A 16,775-nucleotide genomic window follows, 5' to 3' on the forward strand; every position below is an offset into this window, starting at 1 on the left:
CGCGACTGCTAAGCCGGTAATCCGCAAAGCCTTTGCTGCGCTGCTCCTGGCCGCGCTGTACATGCCACTGGTTGCCGCGTGTGACACCGACACCTCGGGTGGCGCTCCGCCGACCGACGCCAGTACGACGTCGACCAAACCCGCCGCGAAGCACGGCCCCTCGTTCCCGGAATGCGGCGGCGTCACCGATGAGACCATCAGCAGGTTGACCGGAATTTCCGGGGTGGTCGCTACGGCACGCAACTCAGTGGGTTGTCAGTGGTTGGTCAACGGCAGCATCAGCGGGCCGTGGTTCTCGTTCAGCTGGTATCGCGGCAGCCCGATTGGACGCGAGCGCAAGAACGAAGAGCTGTCGCGCAGCCACGTCGAGGACATCACCATCGACGGACACGCCGGTTTCATCGCGATCGCGCGTGACGTCAGACTCGGTGACCGGCTCTGCGACGTCGGAATCCAGTTCAACGACGACTTCTTCGAGTGGTCGGTGCAATTCATCAGGAAGCCGTTCCCCAATCCGTGCGACATCGTCACGGAGCTTTCCCGGCAGACGATCGCGGCCGTGAAGTAGCGCACAGGCTCACCTACAGGTCGTTGCCTGCGTAGGACTGGTTGAAGCTCTTATTGGCCAGTGGAAAGTCAGGGACAATCGTGTCGGCCATCGCAACGGGCAGGGCAGGCCAGTTGAACCAGGAGGGGTCCACGATCTTGGCCCGGGTGATCAGGTTACCGGCGTCGATTTCCACTCGGTGGACAATGGTTCCGCGCCAGCCTTCGACTATGCCGACGCCACTGCTGGGGGTATCCACCGATTCAACCGTTGCGTCGTATTCCGTTGGACCGGCGTGTGATTCGACGATCTCCCGGATAAGATCGGCGGACGCGGCGACCTCCTCGCGCCGCACGGTGTAGCGGGCGAGGACATCGCCTTCGGAGGAGCCGACCTCGGTCACGGGAAGGTCGGTGGTGGGATGGTCGACTCGAGCATCGGTGCGCAAGCCACTGGCGCGGGCCACATACCCCAGGCACCCGAGCGCGCAGGCGTCATCGTGGTGTAAGACGGCGGTACCGGAAAACCGGTCGTAGACCACGCTGTTGGCCAGCGTCAGGGTGGTGACCTCGTCGATGTCGGCGGCGAGCGCGCGCAGTTCGCCGACGTCGGGGAGGCTGCGCAGGATAACCCCACCCGGACGGATGGCACCGCGCAGCAACCGGTCCCCGGTGACGGCGGCATTGAGCCGCAACAACTTCTCGCGAATCCGCTGGGCATGTGCGTTGGCGAGGGAGTAGCCCACATCGTTGGCGAGCGCACCCAGATCCGCCGCGTGGTTGTAGAGCCGTTCGAGCTCGACGACCAGCGCGCGTAGCCGGTGGACCTCGTCGGGCAGCTCGATCCCCAGGGCATCTTCGACCGCCAGGCTGTGGGCGAGGGCGTGGCCGGCGGACGTGTCGCCACTGATGCGTTCGGCCAGATCGGTTGCATCCGTTGCTGTTCTGCCGTGGAAGAGCCGTTCGATACCGCGGTGCAGGTACCACAGTCGGGCCTTGAGCCGGAGGACGGTCTCGCCGGCCACCGAGAAGCGGAAGTGACCTGGTTCGATGAGGCCGGCATGCACGGGACCGACCGGGATCTCGTATACCCCGGGTCCTCCCACGGTCAGAAACGGAAAGGCTCCGCTAGCGCCGAATTCCGGCGCCGGACCCGCATCAGCACGCATGGGATGCCAATCGGGCCAATGCGCATGGCGAACCAGCCGTCGGAGCTTTGGATGGCCGACCGGACGAATTCCGTACAGGTCAGCCATCTCACGCTCGAATCGGCCGGCCGGAAACGATAGATAAGCCAGCGAACGCAGCACCGGATCATCTAAGGGCAGAAGGCATTCCAACTCGATTCTGCGGTCGGGCCGGCCCGCCAGGAACAGGTACACAACGCGTAGCCTGTCGCCGTCATCGTGTGCGGCGACCAGAGCCAGTCGGAACGCATCAGCCAGGAGCCGCTCGGCCATCTCGACGAGCCCCTGCTGCGCGGACACGCGGTGTCTGATCCGCTGTCGGTTCATCGCCCGGCCCCACTGCTAGCAGCAACGGTGAACAAGTCGGTGAGTGGGCCGGCCGTCACGCCGAGCGCTGCCGACGCGACAATGCCGACGATCAGGGCTGCCGCAACGGTGACCGGCACAGTGATCGACGGCGCGCCCGCGACCGGTGCGCCCAGCAACATGCGTCCGGAATTGCGCGCCAAAGCGGTGAATGCGATAGCGACCAGTAGCATCGCCACCCCCAGTGCCCAGGCCAGCCCCGCGTTCGCCAGGGAGCGCGCGATCGCCAACTCGCTGGCGAACATGGCGAATGGGGGCAGTCCGAGTAAGACGACCAGGCCGGTGGCGAACGACACGCTGATCAGTCGCGATCTTCGCGCGACGCCGTTGATGTCGGCGATGGCGGTGGAGTCGTGCGCGGCCTGCAGTTGACCGCCGGCCAGGAAGAGCACGGTCTTGCCGATGCCGTGGGCGAGCACGTGCAGCAGCAGCGCGGCGATCGCCAGCCTGGTACCGGCAGCGGCGGCGACCGCGATCAGGCCCATGTTCTCCATCGACGAGTAGGCCAGCATTCGCTTGACGTCGCCGGTGACGGTGAGCATGAGCGCCGCGATGAGCAGCGTCGCCAGCCCGACCACCAGCAACCCGGTGCGCAGGAAGGTGGGTCCCGTGGCGGCGTCGACGATGGGCCGCAGCCGGATCAGCACCGAGAACGCCACCGCCAACAGCACGCCGCTCATCAATGCGGACACCGGCGCGGGGGCTTGGCTGTGCGCGTCCGCCAGCCAAGTGTGGAACGGGAAGAGACCCGCCTTGGCGCCGTAACCGATGAGCAGCAGACCGCCGGCCAACCGCGTGACCGCCGGGTCGAGGCTGGCGGCGTGCGCGGCGAGGACGTCGAGGTTCAGCGCGTGCGCAGCGGGCGCGTCGGCGCACCGGGCGGCGAAGTACAGGAGCACGGTGCCCAGGAACGCGACGGCGATGCCGACCGAGCAGATCACCACATATTTCCAGGTGGCCTCCAGTGCGGTGCGGGTGCGGCGATGGCCCACCAGGAACGCGGTGATCACCGTGGTGGCCTCGATCGCCACCCATATCACCCCAATATTGTTGGCGCACACCGCGATGACCATCGCCGCCAAGAACGCCGGCGTCAGGACGCCATACAGGTGGGCATCACGCCGTTCGGCGTGGCCGTGCGCCAGTTCGTTGTCGATGTACCCGATGCTTGCCCAAGTGGCCAGCGTGCCAACGATTCCGATGACGATGAGCATGATCACCGTGAGCGCGTCGGCGCGCAGCAGTCCGCCCAGCGCCAACTGGACCCCGGCCCCGACGTGAAACCCAAGCCCCGCGGCGCACGCCAGCACGGTCGCCGCAGAGAGCACGGTCAATATCGCGGTGGTCCGCCGCCACCCGGCGACGAGACTGGCGACGGACGCGGCGACGGGAGCGAGGATCGCGATGAGTAGCAGAACGGTCATCAGTCCCGCAATTCCTGCAACTTGTCCAGGTCGGCATCGCCGAAGGTGCGGCGCAACCGGCCGGTGAGGACACCGATCACGATGATGGCGAACAACACATCCAACGAAGCGCCGAGTTCGACGATCATCGGCACCCCGGCGGTCAATAGAAACGCAGTGGCAGCAATCCCGTTGTCCAACAGCAGGAAACCGGCGGCCTGCGAAACCGCGTGGCGCCGCGTGGTCAACACGAACAGCGCGATCAGCACCACCGCAAAGGCAGCAGGTACCGCGTTGATCGTGACACCGGGATGCAGATTGACGATCGGCCGAGTGATCGCGAAAGCGGCGACCACCAGTCCGCCGGCTATCAGCAGCGAACTGGTCGTATTCACCAACGGGGTGGCCTCCCGGTACGCGGCCGGCTCGGCGCCCACCGCGCGGGACAGCAGGGCCGGCAACACCGCCACCCGTAGGACAAACACAGCCACGCCCACCACCAAGAGCGCACGATCGTGATCGTGGATGCCGCGCAGCAACGGGATCGCCGCGACCGCCACACCCTGCCAGGCCAGCAGTCGCACGATCGCGCGTAAATCGCGTCGCCAGACGATCATTGCCGCGGCAAGCACGAGGCCCCCGGCGGCAAAGTCGAGCAGAATCGAGAAGTTGGCGTCGGTCATTGGCGAGCCTTAGGTCTGAACGGTGAAGAAGTTGGCGGCGGTCACCGCAAGCAAAGACAACAGAAACGAGCCGGCTAGCAGTTCGGGCACTCGAAACAATCGCAGCTTGGCGACGAACACCTCGAATGTCGCAAGCAACACCGCGAGAATCCCCACCTTGGTCACCACCGCCGCCAGACCGATCAATACCTCCAAGGCGGTGGGTTGGGAACCGGCAATCCCCCACGGCAGGAACAGATTCGCCAACAATGCCAGCAGGACGGTGAGCCGCATCCCGGCAGCCCACTCCACCAGCGCCAGCCGCGGTCCGGCATATTCGAGGACCATCGCCTCGTGCACCATGGTCAATTCCAGGTGAGTCGCCGGATTGTCCACGGGCAGCCGGCCGGTTTCGGCAACGATGACGATGACCAAAGCCCCGAATGCGAGGACACCGGCGAGGGACACGACGTGGCCCGGGTGCTCGATCGTACTCTCTACCAACGCACCGAGATTGGCCGATCCCGCCGGGATGGACAGGGCGAACACCGCGAGCAGGATCGTCGGTTCCACGAGCGCGGCGATAGTGATCTCCCGGCTCGCACCCATGCCGCCGAACGAGGTGCCGGTATCAATACCGGCCAACGTCAACGCGACGGTACCCAGGAACAGCAGCCCGACCACTGCGAACAGGTCGGCGCTGGCGTCCAAAGGCGACCCGGTGGCGACGAGCGGTGCGATCGCGGCGATCAGCAACGTTGTCCCGGCGATAATCGCCGGCGCCGCGGCAAAGATGATCGTCGTTCCAGACGGTGTGATCTGTTGCTTGCCAAGCTGTTTGATCAGATCGCGCCATGGCTGTAGCAGCCCGCCACCGGCTCGGCCCTCCCAGCGGGCCCGCACCTGACGGGTGGCACCGACAACCAGCGGTGCCCCGATCACGACCGCGCCGAGCTGGACCGCCCCCGCTACGTAAGACATCACGTTCATCTGGACACCACCAGGATGATCAGCACACCTAACGCGCCGTAGGCCAGGTAGGCATGCACGCTGCCGGTGTGAGCGCGACGCATCAACCCGGCCACCGCGCCCACCCACCGCGCCACCGGCGTATAGAGCCGCTGTTCGATCGCGTCGTTGACCGTCGAACGGTAGGTGATCTTGTGGGCAAAATAGCGGGACTCGGCCGAGTGGGTGACTTCGATGTCGGTGTCGGGGCGCAGCACATCGTCGAACACACGCTGCAGCGGTTCGGCGAACGAGGTTGCCGTGTATTGCATGCGTGCGGTGAGTTCATCTGCGCCGCAAGCCCATAACGGCAATCTGACCGGCGGAGGGCGTCGGCGGGAGCGCCACCGGGTGAGGCCGGCCGCCACCACCGCCGCGCCAACCACACCGGCGCAGATCACGGCCGGTGCCACCGACCCGGACAACCCCGGAAGGCGCACCACCGCACCGAAATCGGTGAACTCCATGGCCCTCGCGATCGGCAACACTGCCAGGACCCGCCGCATGACCGGCGCAACGGCCAGCGGTGCCACCGCCAACACCAGACATGCGGCAGCCACGATGGTCATGCCCGCGCGCATGCTGGCCGGCGCCTCGCGCGCGTCGTCGGCCTGGCTGGACCGCGGGCGCGCAAGAAACCCAATCCCGAACGCTTTGACCATCGCCGCCACGCTCAGCCCCGTCGCGAGCGCGACCACTCCGACCGCCAGCGGCGTCGTCAGCGCCACCATCGGGTCCTGCCCGGGTGCCGCGTGGACCAACGCTTGTATCAGCAGCCACTCGCTGACGAAGCCGGCGCCCAATGGCAGCCCACACGCGCCGAGCGCGGCCACACCGAAGAAGACGGTGGTCGCCGGCATCCGGCGAGCCAACCCTCCCAGCAGGTCGAGATCCCGCAGCCCGGTCGCGGTGAGCACCGACCCGGCCGCCAGGAATCCAAGGCTCTTGAACGCCGCGTGCGCCATCAGGTGCAGTACCGCAGCCGCGGCGGCGACCAGTGCGGGTGCAACCGCCCCGACATTTACGAAAAGCATTGCCGCACCTAGCGCCAGCGTGATCAGGCCCATGTTCTCGGTCGTCGAGTAGGCCAGGAGGCGCTTGAGGTCGGTGGCAACCGAGGCCTGCAACACCCCGTACAGCGCGGACACGCCACCGACGGCCAGCAGGGTAAGCGCCCACCAGCGTGGCCCCGGCCCGAGCAGCTGCACATCGACGCGGACGATCCCGTAGCTGCCGAGGTTGACCATCGCCGCGCTCATCAGCGCCGATACCGGACTGGGGGCTTCCGGATGGGCGCGTGGCAGCCAGGCGTGCAACGGAACCAGGCCCGCCTTGGATCCGAACCCGATCAGGGTCAGCACAAACACGGCGGCGCGGGTCTCGCCCGAGACGCTGCCGAGCTCGTCGAAACGGTCCGCTCCGCCGGCCGCGGCCAACACCATCAGCCCGATCAAAATGGCGACGAAGCCGAGCTGGGTCATCACCGCGTACAGCAGTCCGGCCGAACGCACCTGCGGGCGCGTGTGCTCGGACAGCACCAGGATCAGCGACGCGATCGCCATCAATTCCCACGCGAGCAGGAAGGTCGTCACCGAGCCCCCGGCCGGCACCAGCAGCATGGCGGCGACGAACAACGGCAAGACACCCAACGGGACTGGGCCCAAGTGTTCGCGGCGCGCGTACCCGACCACGTAGCAGCCGACCGGAACCGCCACCGCACCCGTGATGGTCATGAAGAACCCACCCAGCGGGTCAAGTTTGATCTGCAGTCCGGACAGCGGAAGCAACCAGCCCACGTGCACCACGCGGGGCGATCCGAACACGCCCAGCAGACCCAAGCCCACCCCGAGGGCACCCACAATCGATGTGGCGGCGCCACTGATGACCGGACCGAAGTTACCGCGGGGCAATAGATTTGGCGTTGCTGCGACCGACGCCGGTGTGGTGGTCGTCATCGTCCCGTCACCGACCGTAGCGCCGCCACGATGTCTGCGGGTGTCGGCGGGCATCCTGGGATCTCGACGTCGACGGGCACCAGCTCGCCAACTGCCCCGGCGACGCCGTATGCGTCCGCGAAGACCCCTCGGTTCAGCGCGCAATCTCCGCACGCGATCACCACCCGCGGACACGGCGTCGCCTCGACAGTGTTCTTCAGCGGGCCGGCCATATTGTGTGTCACCACCCCGGTCACCAGCAGCGCATCGGCGTGCCGCGGCGAGGCGACCAGCCGCGCACCGAACCGCTCCGCGTCGTACACGGGTCCGAACGCACCCGAGATCTCCACCTCGCACCCATTGCAGGAGCCCGCGTCAACGTGGCGGATCTGCAGCGAACCCCGCACCCCCGTCGGGGGTTCTCCCGCCGGGGATGGCGCGTTGCCTGCCGGTTCGACGACCCGCCCAACGCGGAAGATCTTCGCGAGCCAACCCATGACGTACTACTTCTTCCTCCCGCTGGCGCGCAGGTCGTCCAGCACCGCGACCCGATCGCTGAGCACCCGCGCCAAGACCGTGCGCGCCACCGCCAGCAGCTCGGCGATATCCGGCGACGCGATCGAATAGATGACCGAATTGCCTTCGCGTCGCGCGACGACAACACCCGCCCGCCGCAGTACGCCTAGCTGTTGGGACAGGTTCGACGATTCGAGCCCGACGTCAGACGTCAGCAGCTCGGCGACCGAGCGATCGCGCTCGACCAGCAGCTCCAAGATCCGGATCCGCGCCGGGTGCCCCAGTGTCCTGAAGAACTCGGCCTTGAGCTTGTACATCGGCGCTGAATCCAACCGCATCTCCTGAATACTTCGCTAGTTCATGATTCGAACAATTGAAGAATTTATCAGATAGTAAGGCCGCGGGCACGTCGTCGCCGGCACGCGCTCGCCGAGATTGCCGTGATGGCTGCGCTCTGGGCACCAACCACAACCATGGCCGCAATCTCGCCGGCACGCGCTCGCCGAGATTGCCGTGACGGCCGCGCTCTAGGCACCAACCGCAACCATGGCCGCAATCTCGCCGGCACGCGCTCGCCGAGATTGCCGTGACGGCCGCGCTCTGGGCACCAACCACAACCATGGCCGCAATCTCGCCGGCTAAAGCGAAAAAAGCGGGGCGGCGACGCCGCGATGACCGCTCCCGCTACCCGTTCAGCATGCCGTCGATCAGCCGGCGCAACACTTGCCTTGTCTCCTTGCGGGCGCGCTTGGGATCCTCGGCGGTGGCGATGTACATCGCGGCCTCGTCGAGCGCCCCGATCAAGACCTGGGCCAACGGACGCACGGGTTGACGAGCCAACTGACCCGCCTTGATGGCCTCGCCGATCAACTGTTCGGTCATGCCGAGGCTGTAACGCTGAGCGACGTCTCGAAAAGCAGCCCACCCGAGCACCGCGGGCGCGTCCAACAAGATCAGCTGGCGCACCTCCGGATCACCCGAGACCTCCAGCCACGCATCGACCGCCGCACGGATCGCGTCGGCGGGCGTCGTGGCACCCGACTCGGCCACCAGGACGGCCATCCGACCCATGACATCCTGTTCGACCGCCTCGACGACAGCGCCGAATAGCGCTGCCTTGTCGGCGAATTGGTGATACATCGCGCCTCGGGTGACACCCGCCTCCTTGGCGATCTCCGGTGTTCCCACATCGGCATATCCGCGCTGGCCCCACAGCCTGCGGGCAGCCGTTGTCAACGCCTCGCGCGTGGCCGCGGAGCGCTCCTCCTGAGTACGCCTCTTGATTTCCATACACCCTGTTGGTAAGTTACCGGCAGATTGTTTGTAACATTATCTTGCGGGAGTTCTTCATGTCGACGATCGACATTAATGCCGGAACCATCCATTACGAAGCAACCGGTCCCGAAACCGGTCGACCCGTCGTGTTCGTGCACGGATACCTGATGGGCGGCCAATTGTGGCGCCAGGTCAGCGTGCGCCTGGCCGAACGCGGTCTGCGGTGCATCGCACCCACCTGGCCGCTCGGCGCGCATCCGGAGCCCCTGCGCCCCGGTGCCGATCGAAGCATCACCGGTGTGGCCGACATGGTCGCCGATGTCCTCGCCGCCCTCGATCTCGAGGACGTGGTGCTGGTCGGCAACGACACCGGCGGGGTGGTAACGCAACTCGTCGCGGTGCACCATCCCGAGCGCATCGGAGCACTTGTCCTGACGAGTTGTGATGCGTTCGAACACTTTCCGCCGCCGATCCTGAAACCGGTGCTGGCCGCCGCGAAGTCGAAGACCCTGTTTCGGGCCACCACCCAGCTGATGCGGACTCCGACCGCCCGCCGCCGCGGGTATGGCGGTCTGGCCTACGCCAACCTTGACGACTTAGCCCGAGCCTGGGTGGCCCCGGTGCTGTCCAATCCAGCGATTGCGGAAGACTTGCGCCAGTTCACGCTGTCAATGCGCACCGAAGTCACCACTGGGGTTGCGGCGCGCCTGCCCGAATTCGACAAGCCCACGCTCGTCGCGTGGTCGGCGAACGACCTGTTCTTCGAGCAAGGCGACGGCGTACGCCTGGCCGAGACGATCCCGAACGCCCGCCTCGAGGTCATCGAGAAATCCCGAACATTCTCGATGATCGACCAACCGGACCGGCTTGCCGACTTGTTGTCATCGGTAGCCGTGCGTACCTGAGGCCCGGCGGCGAACCCGCCGGCGCCGACACGAATGACAAGGCAATTGTCAATAGGGGTGTTTGCTGTCACCCTTGTGGCCATGTCGTTCCGGCACGCCCGATTAATGAATGTGCCTGCCGGCGGCAGTGCTTGTCTTGTCAACGATGTCGCGTTTCTCTCCGAACTGGTCGCCGCCATCATCCGCCGGACACCAATCGACCCGACCCGCGTCTACGTCACGGGTATGCCCAACGGCGCCATGATGGCGCTTCGATTGGGTTGTCAAACAACTACATTCGCTGCGGAGGCCGCCGTCGCGGGCACCCTGCTGACCGACTGTACGGGGGCGCACCCGACATCGGTGCTGCAGATCCACGGCACCGCCGACACTCAGGTCCCGTACAACGGCGGGCCGGGCGCGGCCCGCCAGTTGAATGGCCTGCCGCGTGTCGACGGGCCATCGATACCGTCGACCAACGAGCGTGACGATCGAGACCGCCGTTCGTCCTGACGACCGCCACGTGCAACTGATCTCGGTCGCCGGAGCCGGACACCAATGGCCGGGTGGACAATCCAGGCCGTTCCTGGAGCGGCTCATGGCCTGAACCCGCCTTCAACCGCGCTCGACGCCACTAACACCATCTGGGAGTTCTTCGCCCAGCATCACCTCTGAGGTCGGCGCACCGCACGGTAGCGTTCCGGACATGACACAACCTCTGGAAGGTCGACGAATCCTGATCACCGGAGCCGCAACCGGTATCGGTGCAGCCGCCGTCGGCGTCCTCGCAGCCTCGGGGGCCGACATCGTCGCCACTTACCACCGGACACCACCGCCGGACGACCTCGTGGCGACGTGGCTGCAGTGCGACGTCCGCGATGCCGACGCGGTCTCAGCGACGGTCCAGCGTGCGGTCGAGAGCCTCGGGGGGCTCGACGTCCTGGTGAACGCCGCCGGGTTGTGGCAACCGGGAATACCCGGCCAGATTGGCGTGGACGAGATCGCATTCCTGTTGGACACCAACGTGAAAGCGACCATCCTGACCAATCAGGCCGCCTATGCCGCCATTAAAGGCACTGGCGCCGGCGGCCGGATCATCAATTTCGGATCATCCGAAGCCGTTATGGGAAGCCCCATTTCGGCCGTATACGCCGCAACCAAGGGGGCGGTGCAAGCCTGGACGCGCTCTGCGGCCCGCGCCTGGGCCGCCGAGAAGATCACCGTCAACGCCCTGGCGCCAGCAGTACAGACACCCGGCGCAGACCGATTGCGAGAGTTTCTCGGCCCCGCCGCCGGTCCCTTCATAGACCAACAGCTTCAGACCATGATCCCGTTGGGCGGGGCGCTCGGCGACCCCGCCCGCGACCTAGGCCCGGCGTTGGTGTTTCTGGCCGGTGCCGGTTCGGGATTCATCACTGGCCAACTGATCGCCGTCGACGGTGGCCTGACCATGCTGGGTGGGTAGAAACGGAACCCCCTCGGTAATGCGCGATTTGGGCATCGAGTTCATCAGTGTGTTCGGGCTACCACCCGTCGAATTCGTACACCTGGCTGCCGATCTCGGCTGCCGTCACATCTCCACCGCACTAGTCAGCGTCAGACTGGAATCCCTTGGCTATCCGGCCTTCTCCCTTCGTGACGACGCCAGCCTGCGCGCCGAGCTGCGCGCCGCGCTGAACGACCGCGGCATCACAATCTCCCTGGCGGAGGGCTTGGTCATCCTGCCCAATTCCGACGTCTCCGACCTGGCGGCCGATCTCGACATCGTCGCCGAACTCGGAGCCGCCCAGATCAACACCCTGAGTTTCGACAAGGACCGTGCCCGCACCTTCGACCAACTTGCGACACTGACACAGCTTGCCGCCGAGCGCGGCATCGGAACGACGGTCGAGATGTCACCGCGAATGACGATCGGTGATCCCGCCACGGTCGCGGCTGCCATCGAACACGTCGGTGGGTCCGGCCTGCGATTAACCGTCGACACCATGCATTGGGTACGTTCGGGCCACGGCGCCAAGGAGTTACGCGACCTCGGCCCGGAGAAGATCGGGTATGTGCAACTCAGCGATACGACGCTGCGCCCGCGCCTCGCGTCGTATCTGGAGGAGGCGATGTACGAGCGGATGGCTCCTGGGGACGGTGAACTTCCGCTGGCCGAGATCCTTGACGTGGTGCCAGCCGACGTCGTCGTCGGGTTGGAGGTCCCGATGCGGACCCTGGCGGAATCGGGTGTGGGTCCGATGGAGCGGCTGCGCCCCAGTGTGGACGCTGCGCGTGAATTACTCACTCGCTGAGGTGAAGTACGGCAGGGTGACGTCGTCGATGCGGTGGAACTGCACCCGCACGCGCAGGCCGATCGCCAGGTCCTGCGGCGCGACGCCGACGATGTTGGTCAGCATCTGGTAGCCCTCGTCCAGTATCACGATGGCCGGGGCATACGGCGGCTGGAACTGCGCGGTGACGGGTCGGTGCACCAACGTCCAGCTGTAGATCTCGCCGAAGCCGCGACTCGGCGTCCAGCGCAAATCCCCCGAAAGGCACTCACGGCAGTGTTCGGTCGGCGGGAAGTTGGCCCGATTACACGCCGCGCAATGCTGATAGCGTAATTCCCCCGACTCGCATCCAGCCCAGAACGGGCGGCTGAGCGCGCTGCTGGTATGTGGCACGGGCCCGGCCTGCGGCCGCAGCGGCTCGGACGTCATCGCGGATCCTTCCCCAGGATGAGCACTGTGGTGAACAGCGCTCCGGCCCCGCCGTTGCTGCACAACGCAATCCGCGCGTCCGGCACCTGCAGGGGACCCGCTTCGCCGCGCAGTTGCTGGACGGCTCGTATCGCGCGCTGCATCATCTGCGGGTTGGCGCCGGCATGGCTGAAGGACATGGTGCCTCCGTCGGTGGTGACCGGGTGGCTGCCGTCGATGGCGATGTGGCCGTCGGCGACGAACGGCCCGCCTTCCCCGTCGCCGCAGAACCTGAACGCCTCGAGTTGGCGGATGATCTCGAACGAGAACGGGTCGTAGAGCTCCAGCACGTCCACGTCATCACGCCGAAGTCCGGCGTGACTGAACGCCCGGTCCGCCGCGCGCCTGCCGACCACGCCGTTGGCGTGATCTCCGCGGCGGCCGACGAGGTCCCACGCGGGCGGATGCTGATACGAGGGGCCGTGGAAGTCCGCCCCGCTGCCCAGCACGTAAACAGCGCGTTCCGTATCGACCGATACCTTGTCCAGGTTGGCCACGACCAAGGCGCAGCCGCCTTCTGAGGTGGTGGCGCAGTCGAGGAGATGAAAGGGGTCCGCAACCGGCCGTGACGCGGTGATGTCCTCCGGGGTGAACGGTCCGCGTTGGTAATACACGGCTTCGGGATTCTGCGAGCCGTTGTTTCGAATGGTTGCCGCGACCACGGAAAGCTGCTCTCGGGTCGTGCCATAGACGTGCATATGGCGGCGCGCGATGAGGGCGAACTCCGCGGCGGTGAACATTCCCCACGGCGCGACGAACTCGTTCTCCGGTCGGGTCCACGGCGCCGTTGCCTCGTGATCGCGGTACTCACCCGCTTGAGCGGCCACCAGCACCACCACCTCGGCCATACCGTGCTCGATCGCCAGGACCGCCTCGGTCACCATGCCGACTCCGAAACCCTGTCCCAGCCAGGCAGGTCCGACGCGCAGGTCATACATCAGCGCGGTGGAGCTGGCGCCCGCGCTGATTCCGTCGACGTCTTCAAGGCACAGTCCCGCGTCATCGAGGGCCCCATGGACGGCTTTCAGCGCCAGACTGTGCGAGGTCTCTCCGTCCAGGCGGCGCGCTTGTCGCGTGTTGTGCACCCCGACAATCGCCGCGGTCACCTTGATCACGCCACCGTGATCGCGGCCAGGCCTTGGCGCACCCGGTCGGGCAGCGATCCCCCGTCGCTCAGCCAGTCGTCCAGCGCGATGCGTACCGTCGCCATGGCCAGGGCGCCGATCAGGCGCGGCCGGGGGTCTAGAGGAGACAGCGTCGGTATCCGCGGCGCAATGAGTTCGGCGATCGCCGCTTCGTACCGGACGTAGATGCGCAGTGTCCACGCATCGAGTGTTTCTGAAGACCTTGTGAGCGTTGCCAATTCACGCACCTGCTGCTCGATCTCGTCGAATCCGCGGGCAAGCTGCGCGAAGGCGCCCGCGACCGCGTCCATGGCGCTGAGCTCCGCCGGCTGGGCAGCTAAGGCCGCGGTGATTTCGTTCAGCCAGCGGACATTCATGCCCTCGGCCACCGCATCTTCCTTGGAGTTGAAATACCGGAAGAAGGTGGCCCGGCCAATGTCGGCGGTATCGGCGATGCGCTCCACCGTGGCCCCGGCCAACCCGACATTCGCCGTCAGCTCTGCCGCAGCCGCAGCGATGCGCTGACGCGTCGCGGCCCGCCTGCGCTCGGCGAGCGACCCGCCAACCGCCGCCCTGCGCATTCCTCGACGATATTGCCGCGAATCACTTCCGTGGGACTGAGACATAGTCTAAGTATGAGACTATGACTCAACACGCTGCGTCGGAATCATCCGATGGTGCCGCCAAGTCGCTCGCCGCGTGGCAGTTCTTCCAGCAGATGCTGGACAACGTCACCAAGATCGTCACCCAGGACGCCGAGTCCGAACGCGAACTCATCGAGGGGCTGCGGGTCATCGCTCGGGTGTCGTCGCTGTGCGCGCAGATGTCGGTCGAGTCCGACCTTGCCCAGCCGGTGTTCTTCGATATGTGCTCGCCGAACCGCATGATCGGCGGCCCCAATCCCGACGGGAATTACTACCTGGCGATGATTCGCGGCGACCGGCGCTACCGGATCACCGGCACCCGGGGCACCAGTGCTTACCTTGGGCTGCAGATCCTGGCCGGTACCGGACTCACGCCGCGGCGGATGGCCGGCTACATCAGTGACAGCGACTTGGCATTGGACTCAGGCGAATTCGCGCTGGTGCTCTCCGCGCAAGAACCAGACGATCTGGCGGGCGCGCAATGGCTTCAGATTCCCGAGGATGCATCGGCGGTGGTCGTTCGGGAGTACATCGCCGATCGCGCCGCCGAAGAGCTGGCCACCTTGCACATCGACGCACTCGACCCCGAGTCGGTGAACACGCTGACCGATGCCGACCTCGCGGACCAGTTCACCGCGATGGCGTGGTCGCTCATGAAACTCACCACTATGCACCGCACCATCAAGCCCGAACTGCTGCAAAGCCCCAACACACTCTTGACCGCCGAGGCTGCCGATTTGGGCGCGGCCGACACCACCCCCGACAACCTGTACATGATCGGGACGTTCCGGCTTGAGCCCGGCCAGGTTCTGGTGCTGGACATAGCGCCTCCGGACACGCGCTACTGGAACGTCACCCTGGAAAGCATTTGGCACGAGTGCCTGGAGCCACGGCGCAGACACAGTTCGGTGACCAACCGCGGAGTTCAGCCGGACGACGACGGGCGGGTGCGCATCGCGATCTCCGCCGAGGACTACGGCTTGGGCCATTGGCTCGACACAGGCGGGCGGCATCGGGGTTTCGTCGTGCTGCGCTGGTTGGACAATCCCAGCCCGCCCGACGTCACGGTGTCGGTGCGTAAGGGCGCGGACGGGCGTAAGGAGGCGGAATGACCACGGGATTGCAGGAGCGGTTCGCCCCGGAACGACTGATCGCCACCGCATGCGAGGAAGCGGGCAGCGACGACTTCGGCGAGGACGGCTGGCAACCCGCGCTGGAACGCTTGGTCGACGGCCTTGTCAACGAGGCGCGACTGTCGGTGATCGGCGTCGAGATCGCCTACCTCGATCTCATGCGCGCCCTGAAGAACCGGCTGGAGATCATCGCGTGGCGCAGACAAAACCCCGGGGTCGCCGCGGGAACGATCGATCAACCCATCTTCATCGTCGGCCAACCCCGAACCGGGACCACCATCCTCTATGACCTGCTCGCCCAGGATCCCGACCTTCGGGCGCCGCTGACGTGGGAAGTCGACAACCCTTGTCCGGTTCCCCGCCCCGAGACCTATCACGACGATCCACGGATCGCCCAGACGCAGGCCAGCATTGAGATGTCCGAACAGATCATCCCGGGGTTCCTGAAGTTCCACCCCATGGGCGCTCTGGTCGGACAGGAATGCGTGCGCATCACCGCCGGCGAGTTCACCAGCATGATCTTTTCGGTGCAGTACCGCCTGCCCAGCTACTACCGCTGGCTGCTGTACCAGGCCGATCACGCCGGCGCTTATCGGTACCATCGAGTCTTCCTGCAGCACTTGCAATCTGGAGTGCCGGGCCAGTGGCTGCTGAAGTCGCCCGCACACCTCTGGCAGTTGGATGCCCTGCTCACCGAGTACCCCGACGCATTGATCGTGCAGACCCACCGCGACCCGCTCAACGTCATCTCATCGATCGCCGCATTGACCCACCACCTGCGACGCATGGCCAGCGACGAGTCGAACATCGCCGAATGCGCGGCCCAGTCCTACGAGGAGATCACCGTCGGTCTCGACCGCGAAATGGCCCTGCGCGACCGCGGCGTTATTCCTCCCGGCCGCGTGATCGACGTGCTTTTCTCCGATTTCATGAAAGACCCTTGGACGACGATCCGCGACATTTATCAGAGACTGGACCGCGAATTGAGACCGGAGGCAGAACAGCGGATGCGCGAATTTCTGGCCGCGCATCCGGGTGACGGCGGACGCGGACGCTACACCTGGACGGACACCGGTTTGGACGCCGGGGAGGTCCGAGAGCGGGTGCGAGCGTATCAAGATCGCTACGGCGTACCGACCGAGCAACTGCGTTAACCTGCGGGACTCGCCCGCTACGTCCCGAGAAATACCCCTTAGAGGGCATAAAATCGCCCACTGTGATGACCTTCTGGGGCCATGAAGGCAAACTCGCACACCCGCTACGCACGGTGGCTCAGATACTTGGCCGTGCGAACCGTAAAGGCCACGCGCGAAGGCTGAGCCGACGCTTTGCGCGAGTTGGCGTGGATATTC

At 65.9% G+C, this 16,775-nt stretch carries 17 protein-coding genes and 1 pseudogene; 7 read left to right on the top strand and 11 right to left on the bottom strand.

The genetic code is table 11. The features are described 5' to 3' along the window. Nucleotides 1-19: 19 nt before the first annotated feature. Nucleotides 20-568 carry a DUF3558 domain-containing protein gene (locus BST27_RS01895; RefSeq protein ID WP_069417859.1) on the top strand — a complete coding sequence of 183 codons (549 nt, stop codon included), beginning with the start codon at nucleotides 20-22 and terminating at the stop codon, nucleotides 566-568. 13 nt (nucleotides 569-581) lie between these two features. Here BST27_RS01895 and BST27_RS01900 read toward each other — a convergent pair whose 3' ends face one another. The 8 genes from BST27_RS01900 to BST27_RS01935 form a co-directional block, all read right to left on the bottom strand. Then, complete coding sequence (locus BST27_RS01900) at nucleotides 582-2,060, bottom strand: hydrogenase large subunit (RefSeq protein WP_069417800.1); 1,479 nt, start codon at nucleotides 2,058-2,060, stop codon at nucleotides 582-584. Next, nucleotides 2,057-3,523 carry a proton-conducting transporter transmembrane domain-containing protein gene (locus BST27_RS01905; RefSeq protein WP_069417801.1) on the bottom strand — a complete coding sequence of 489 codons (1,467 nt, stop codon included), beginning with the start codon at nucleotides 3,521-3,523 and terminating at the stop codon, nucleotides 2,057-2,059. Before BST27_RS01905 ends, BST27_RS01900 begins: the two co-directional genes overlap by 4 nt. Next, a complete protein-coding gene (locus BST27_RS01910; protein ID WP_069417802.1) occupies nucleotides 3,523-4,185 on the bottom strand; it encodes a hypothetical protein in 663 nt (220 codons plus the stop codon). Before BST27_RS01910 ends, BST27_RS01905 begins: the two co-directional genes overlap by 1 nt. 9 nt (nucleotides 4,186-4,194) lie before the next feature. Continuing rightward, on the bottom strand, nucleotides 4,195-5,145 hold the full coding sequence (locus tag BST27_RS01915) for a respiratory chain complex I subunit 1 family protein (RefSeq protein ID WP_069417860.1): 951 nt from the start codon (nucleotides 5,143-5,145) through the stop codon (nucleotides 4,195-4,197). Nucleotides 5,146-5,150: 5 nt separating this feature from the next. Then, a complete protein-coding gene (locus BST27_RS01920; RefSeq protein WP_079219607.1) occupies nucleotides 5,151-7,127 on the bottom strand; it encodes a proton-conducting transporter transmembrane domain-containing protein in 1,977 nt (658 codons plus the stop codon). After that, entirely contained in the window at nucleotides 7,124-7,603 is a 480-nt protein-coding gene (locus BST27_RS01925; protein WP_069417803.1) for an NADH-quinone oxidoreductase subunit B family protein, read from the bottom strand. Before BST27_RS01925 ends, BST27_RS01920 begins: the two co-directional genes overlap by 4 nt. A 6-nt stretch (nucleotides 7,604-7,609) precedes the next feature. Further along, entirely contained in the window at nucleotides 7,610-7,954 is a 345-nt protein-coding gene (locus tag BST27_RS01930) for a lsr2/espR transcriptional regulator (protein ID WP_079219613.1), read from the bottom strand. 352 nt (nucleotides 7,955-8,306) lie between these two features. Then, the gene (locus tag BST27_RS01935) at nucleotides 8,307-8,912 is read right to left on the bottom strand and encodes a TetR/AcrR family transcriptional regulator (RefSeq protein WP_069417805.1); all 606 of its coding nucleotides are present in this window, start codon (nucleotides 8,910-8,912) and stop codon (nucleotides 8,307-8,309) included. Nucleotides 8,913-8,971: 59 nt separating this feature from the next. Here BST27_RS01935 and BST27_RS01940 point away from each other — a divergent pair, with 59 nt between their 5' ends. The 4 genes and pseudogenes from BST27_RS01940 (at nucleotide 8,972) to BST27_RS01955 (ending at nucleotide 12,075) form a co-directional block, all read left to right on the top strand. Next, nucleotides 8,972-9,802: an alpha/beta fold hydrolase gene (locus BST27_RS01940; protein ID WP_069417806.1), complete on the top strand. Its 831-nt coding sequence runs from the start codon at nucleotides 8,972-8,974 to the stop codon at nucleotides 9,800-9,802. A gap of 114 nt (nucleotides 9,803-9,916) precedes the next feature. Further along, nucleotides 9,917-10,456: pseudogene (locus BST27_RS31155) on the top strand (CE1 family esterase); the annotation flags it as partial. Nucleotides 10,457-10,487: 31 nt separating this feature from the next. Next, nucleotides 10,488-11,246 (top strand): SDR family NAD(P)-dependent oxidoreductase, encoded by a 759-nt coding sequence (locus BST27_RS01950; RefSeq protein ID WP_069417808.1) that lies wholly within the window; start codon nucleotides 10,488-10,490, stop codon nucleotides 11,244-11,246. A gap of 19 nt (nucleotides 11,247-11,265) precedes the next feature. Continuing rightward, nucleotides 11,266-12,075, top strand: coding sequence for a sugar phosphate isomerase/epimerase family protein (locus tag BST27_RS01955; protein WP_069417809.1), 810 nt, complete (start codon nucleotides 11,266-11,268; stop codon nucleotides 12,073-12,075). On the opposite strand, the gene BST27_RS01960 is transcribed toward BST27_RS01955, so the two are convergent. The 3 genes from BST27_RS01960 to BST27_RS01970 are packed head-to-tail and all read right to left on the bottom strand — an operon-like array spanning nucleotide 12,061 to nucleotide 14,227. After that, a complete protein-coding gene (locus BST27_RS01960; RefSeq protein ID WP_069417810.1) occupies nucleotides 12,061-12,483 on the bottom strand; it encodes a Zn-ribbon domain-containing OB-fold protein in 423 nt (140 codons plus the stop codon). The genes BST27_RS01955 and BST27_RS01960 overlap by 15 nt on opposite strands. After that, nucleotides 12,480-13,637 carry a thiolase family protein gene (locus BST27_RS01965; RefSeq protein WP_069417811.1) on the bottom strand — a complete coding sequence of 386 codons (1,158 nt, stop codon included), beginning with the start codon at nucleotides 13,635-13,637 and terminating at the stop codon, nucleotides 12,480-12,482. The genes BST27_RS01960 and BST27_RS01965 overlap by 4 nt, the downstream gene beginning before the upstream one ends. Then, nucleotides 13,634-14,227 (bottom strand): TetR family transcriptional regulator, encoded by a 594-nt coding sequence (locus tag BST27_RS01970; RefSeq protein ID WP_069417812.1) that lies wholly within the window; start codon nucleotides 14,225-14,227, stop codon nucleotides 13,634-13,636. The genes BST27_RS01965 and BST27_RS01970 overlap by 4 nt, the downstream gene beginning before the upstream one ends. Nucleotides 14,228-14,289: 62 nt before the next feature. On the opposite strand from BST27_RS01970, the gene BST27_RS01975 reads away from it, so the two are divergent. After that, nucleotides 14,290-15,402: a DUF1214 domain-containing protein gene (locus BST27_RS01975; RefSeq protein ID WP_069417813.1), complete on the top strand. Its 1,113-nt coding sequence runs from the start codon at nucleotides 14,290-14,292 to the stop codon at nucleotides 15,400-15,402. Continuing rightward, the gene (locus BST27_RS01980; protein ID WP_069417814.1) at nucleotides 15,399-16,577 is read left to right on the top strand and encodes a sulfotransferase family protein; all 1,179 of its coding nucleotides are present in this window, start codon (nucleotides 15,399-15,401) and stop codon (nucleotides 16,575-16,577) included. The genes BST27_RS01975 and BST27_RS01980 overlap by 4 nt, the downstream gene beginning before the upstream one ends. The last annotated feature ends 198 nt before the right edge of the window (nucleotides 16,578-16,775 follow it).

This window comes from Mycobacterium intermedium, assembly GCF_002086275.1.
In the GTDB taxonomy this organism is placed as follows: domain Bacteria; phylum Actinomycetota; class Actinomycetes; order Mycobacteriales; family Mycobacteriaceae; genus Mycobacterium; species Mycobacterium intermedium.

Bases quoted from the DNA above. Each gene is read 5' to 3' on its own strand.
- BST27_RS01900 (WP_069417800.1), bottom strand. From the start codon at position 2,060: ATGAACCGACAGCGGATCAGACACCGCGTGTCCGCGCAGCAGGGGCTC.
- BST27_RS01905 (WP_069417801.1), bottom strand. From the start codon at position 3,523: ATGACCGTTCTGCTACTCATCGCGATCCTCGCTCCCGTCGCCGCGTCC.
- BST27_RS01910 (WP_069417802.1), bottom strand. From the start codon at position 4,185: ATGACCGACGCCAACTTCTCGATTCTGCTCGACTTTGCCGCCGGGGGC.
- BST27_RS01915 (WP_069417860.1), bottom strand. From the start codon at position 5,145: ATGTCTTACGTAGCGGGGGCGGTCCAGCTCGGCGCGGTCGTGATCGGG.
- BST27_RS01920 (WP_079219607.1), bottom strand. From the start codon at position 7,127: ATGACGACCACCACACCGGCGTCGGTCGCAGCAACGCCAAATCTATTG.
- BST27_RS01925 (WP_069417803.1), bottom strand. From the start codon at position 7,603: ATGGGTTGGCTCGCGAAGATCTTCCGCGTTGGGCGGGTCGTCGAACCG.
- BST27_RS01935 (WP_069417805.1), bottom strand. From the start codon at position 8,912: ATGGAAATCAAGAGGCGTACTCAGGAGGAGCGCTCCGCGGCCACGCGC.
- BST27_RS01940 (WP_069417806.1), top strand. From the start codon at position 8,972: ATGTCGACGATCGACATTAATGCCGGAACCATCCATTACGAAGCAACC.
- BST27_RS01950 (WP_069417808.1), top strand. From the start codon at position 10,488: ATGACACAACCTCTGGAAGGTCGACGAATCCTGATCACCGGAGCCGCA.
- BST27_RS01955 (WP_069417809.1), top strand. From the start codon at position 11,266: ATGCGCGATTTGGGCATCGAGTTCATCAGTGTGTTCGGGCTACCACCC.
- BST27_RS01960 (WP_069417810.1), bottom strand. From the start codon at position 12,483: ATGACGTCCGAGCCGCTGCGGCCGCAGGCCGGGCCCGTGCCACATACC.
- BST27_RS01970 (WP_069417812.1), bottom strand. From the start codon at position 14,227: ATGCGCAGGGCGGCGGTTGGCGGGTCGCTCGCCGAGCGCAGGCGGGCC.
- BST27_RS01975 (WP_069417813.1), top strand. From the start codon at position 14,290: ATGACTCAACACGCTGCGTCGGAATCATCCGATGGTGCCGCCAAGTCG.
- BST27_RS01980 (WP_069417814.1), top strand. From the start codon at position 15,399: ATGACCACGGGATTGCAGGAGCGGTTCGCCCCGGAACGACTGATCGCC.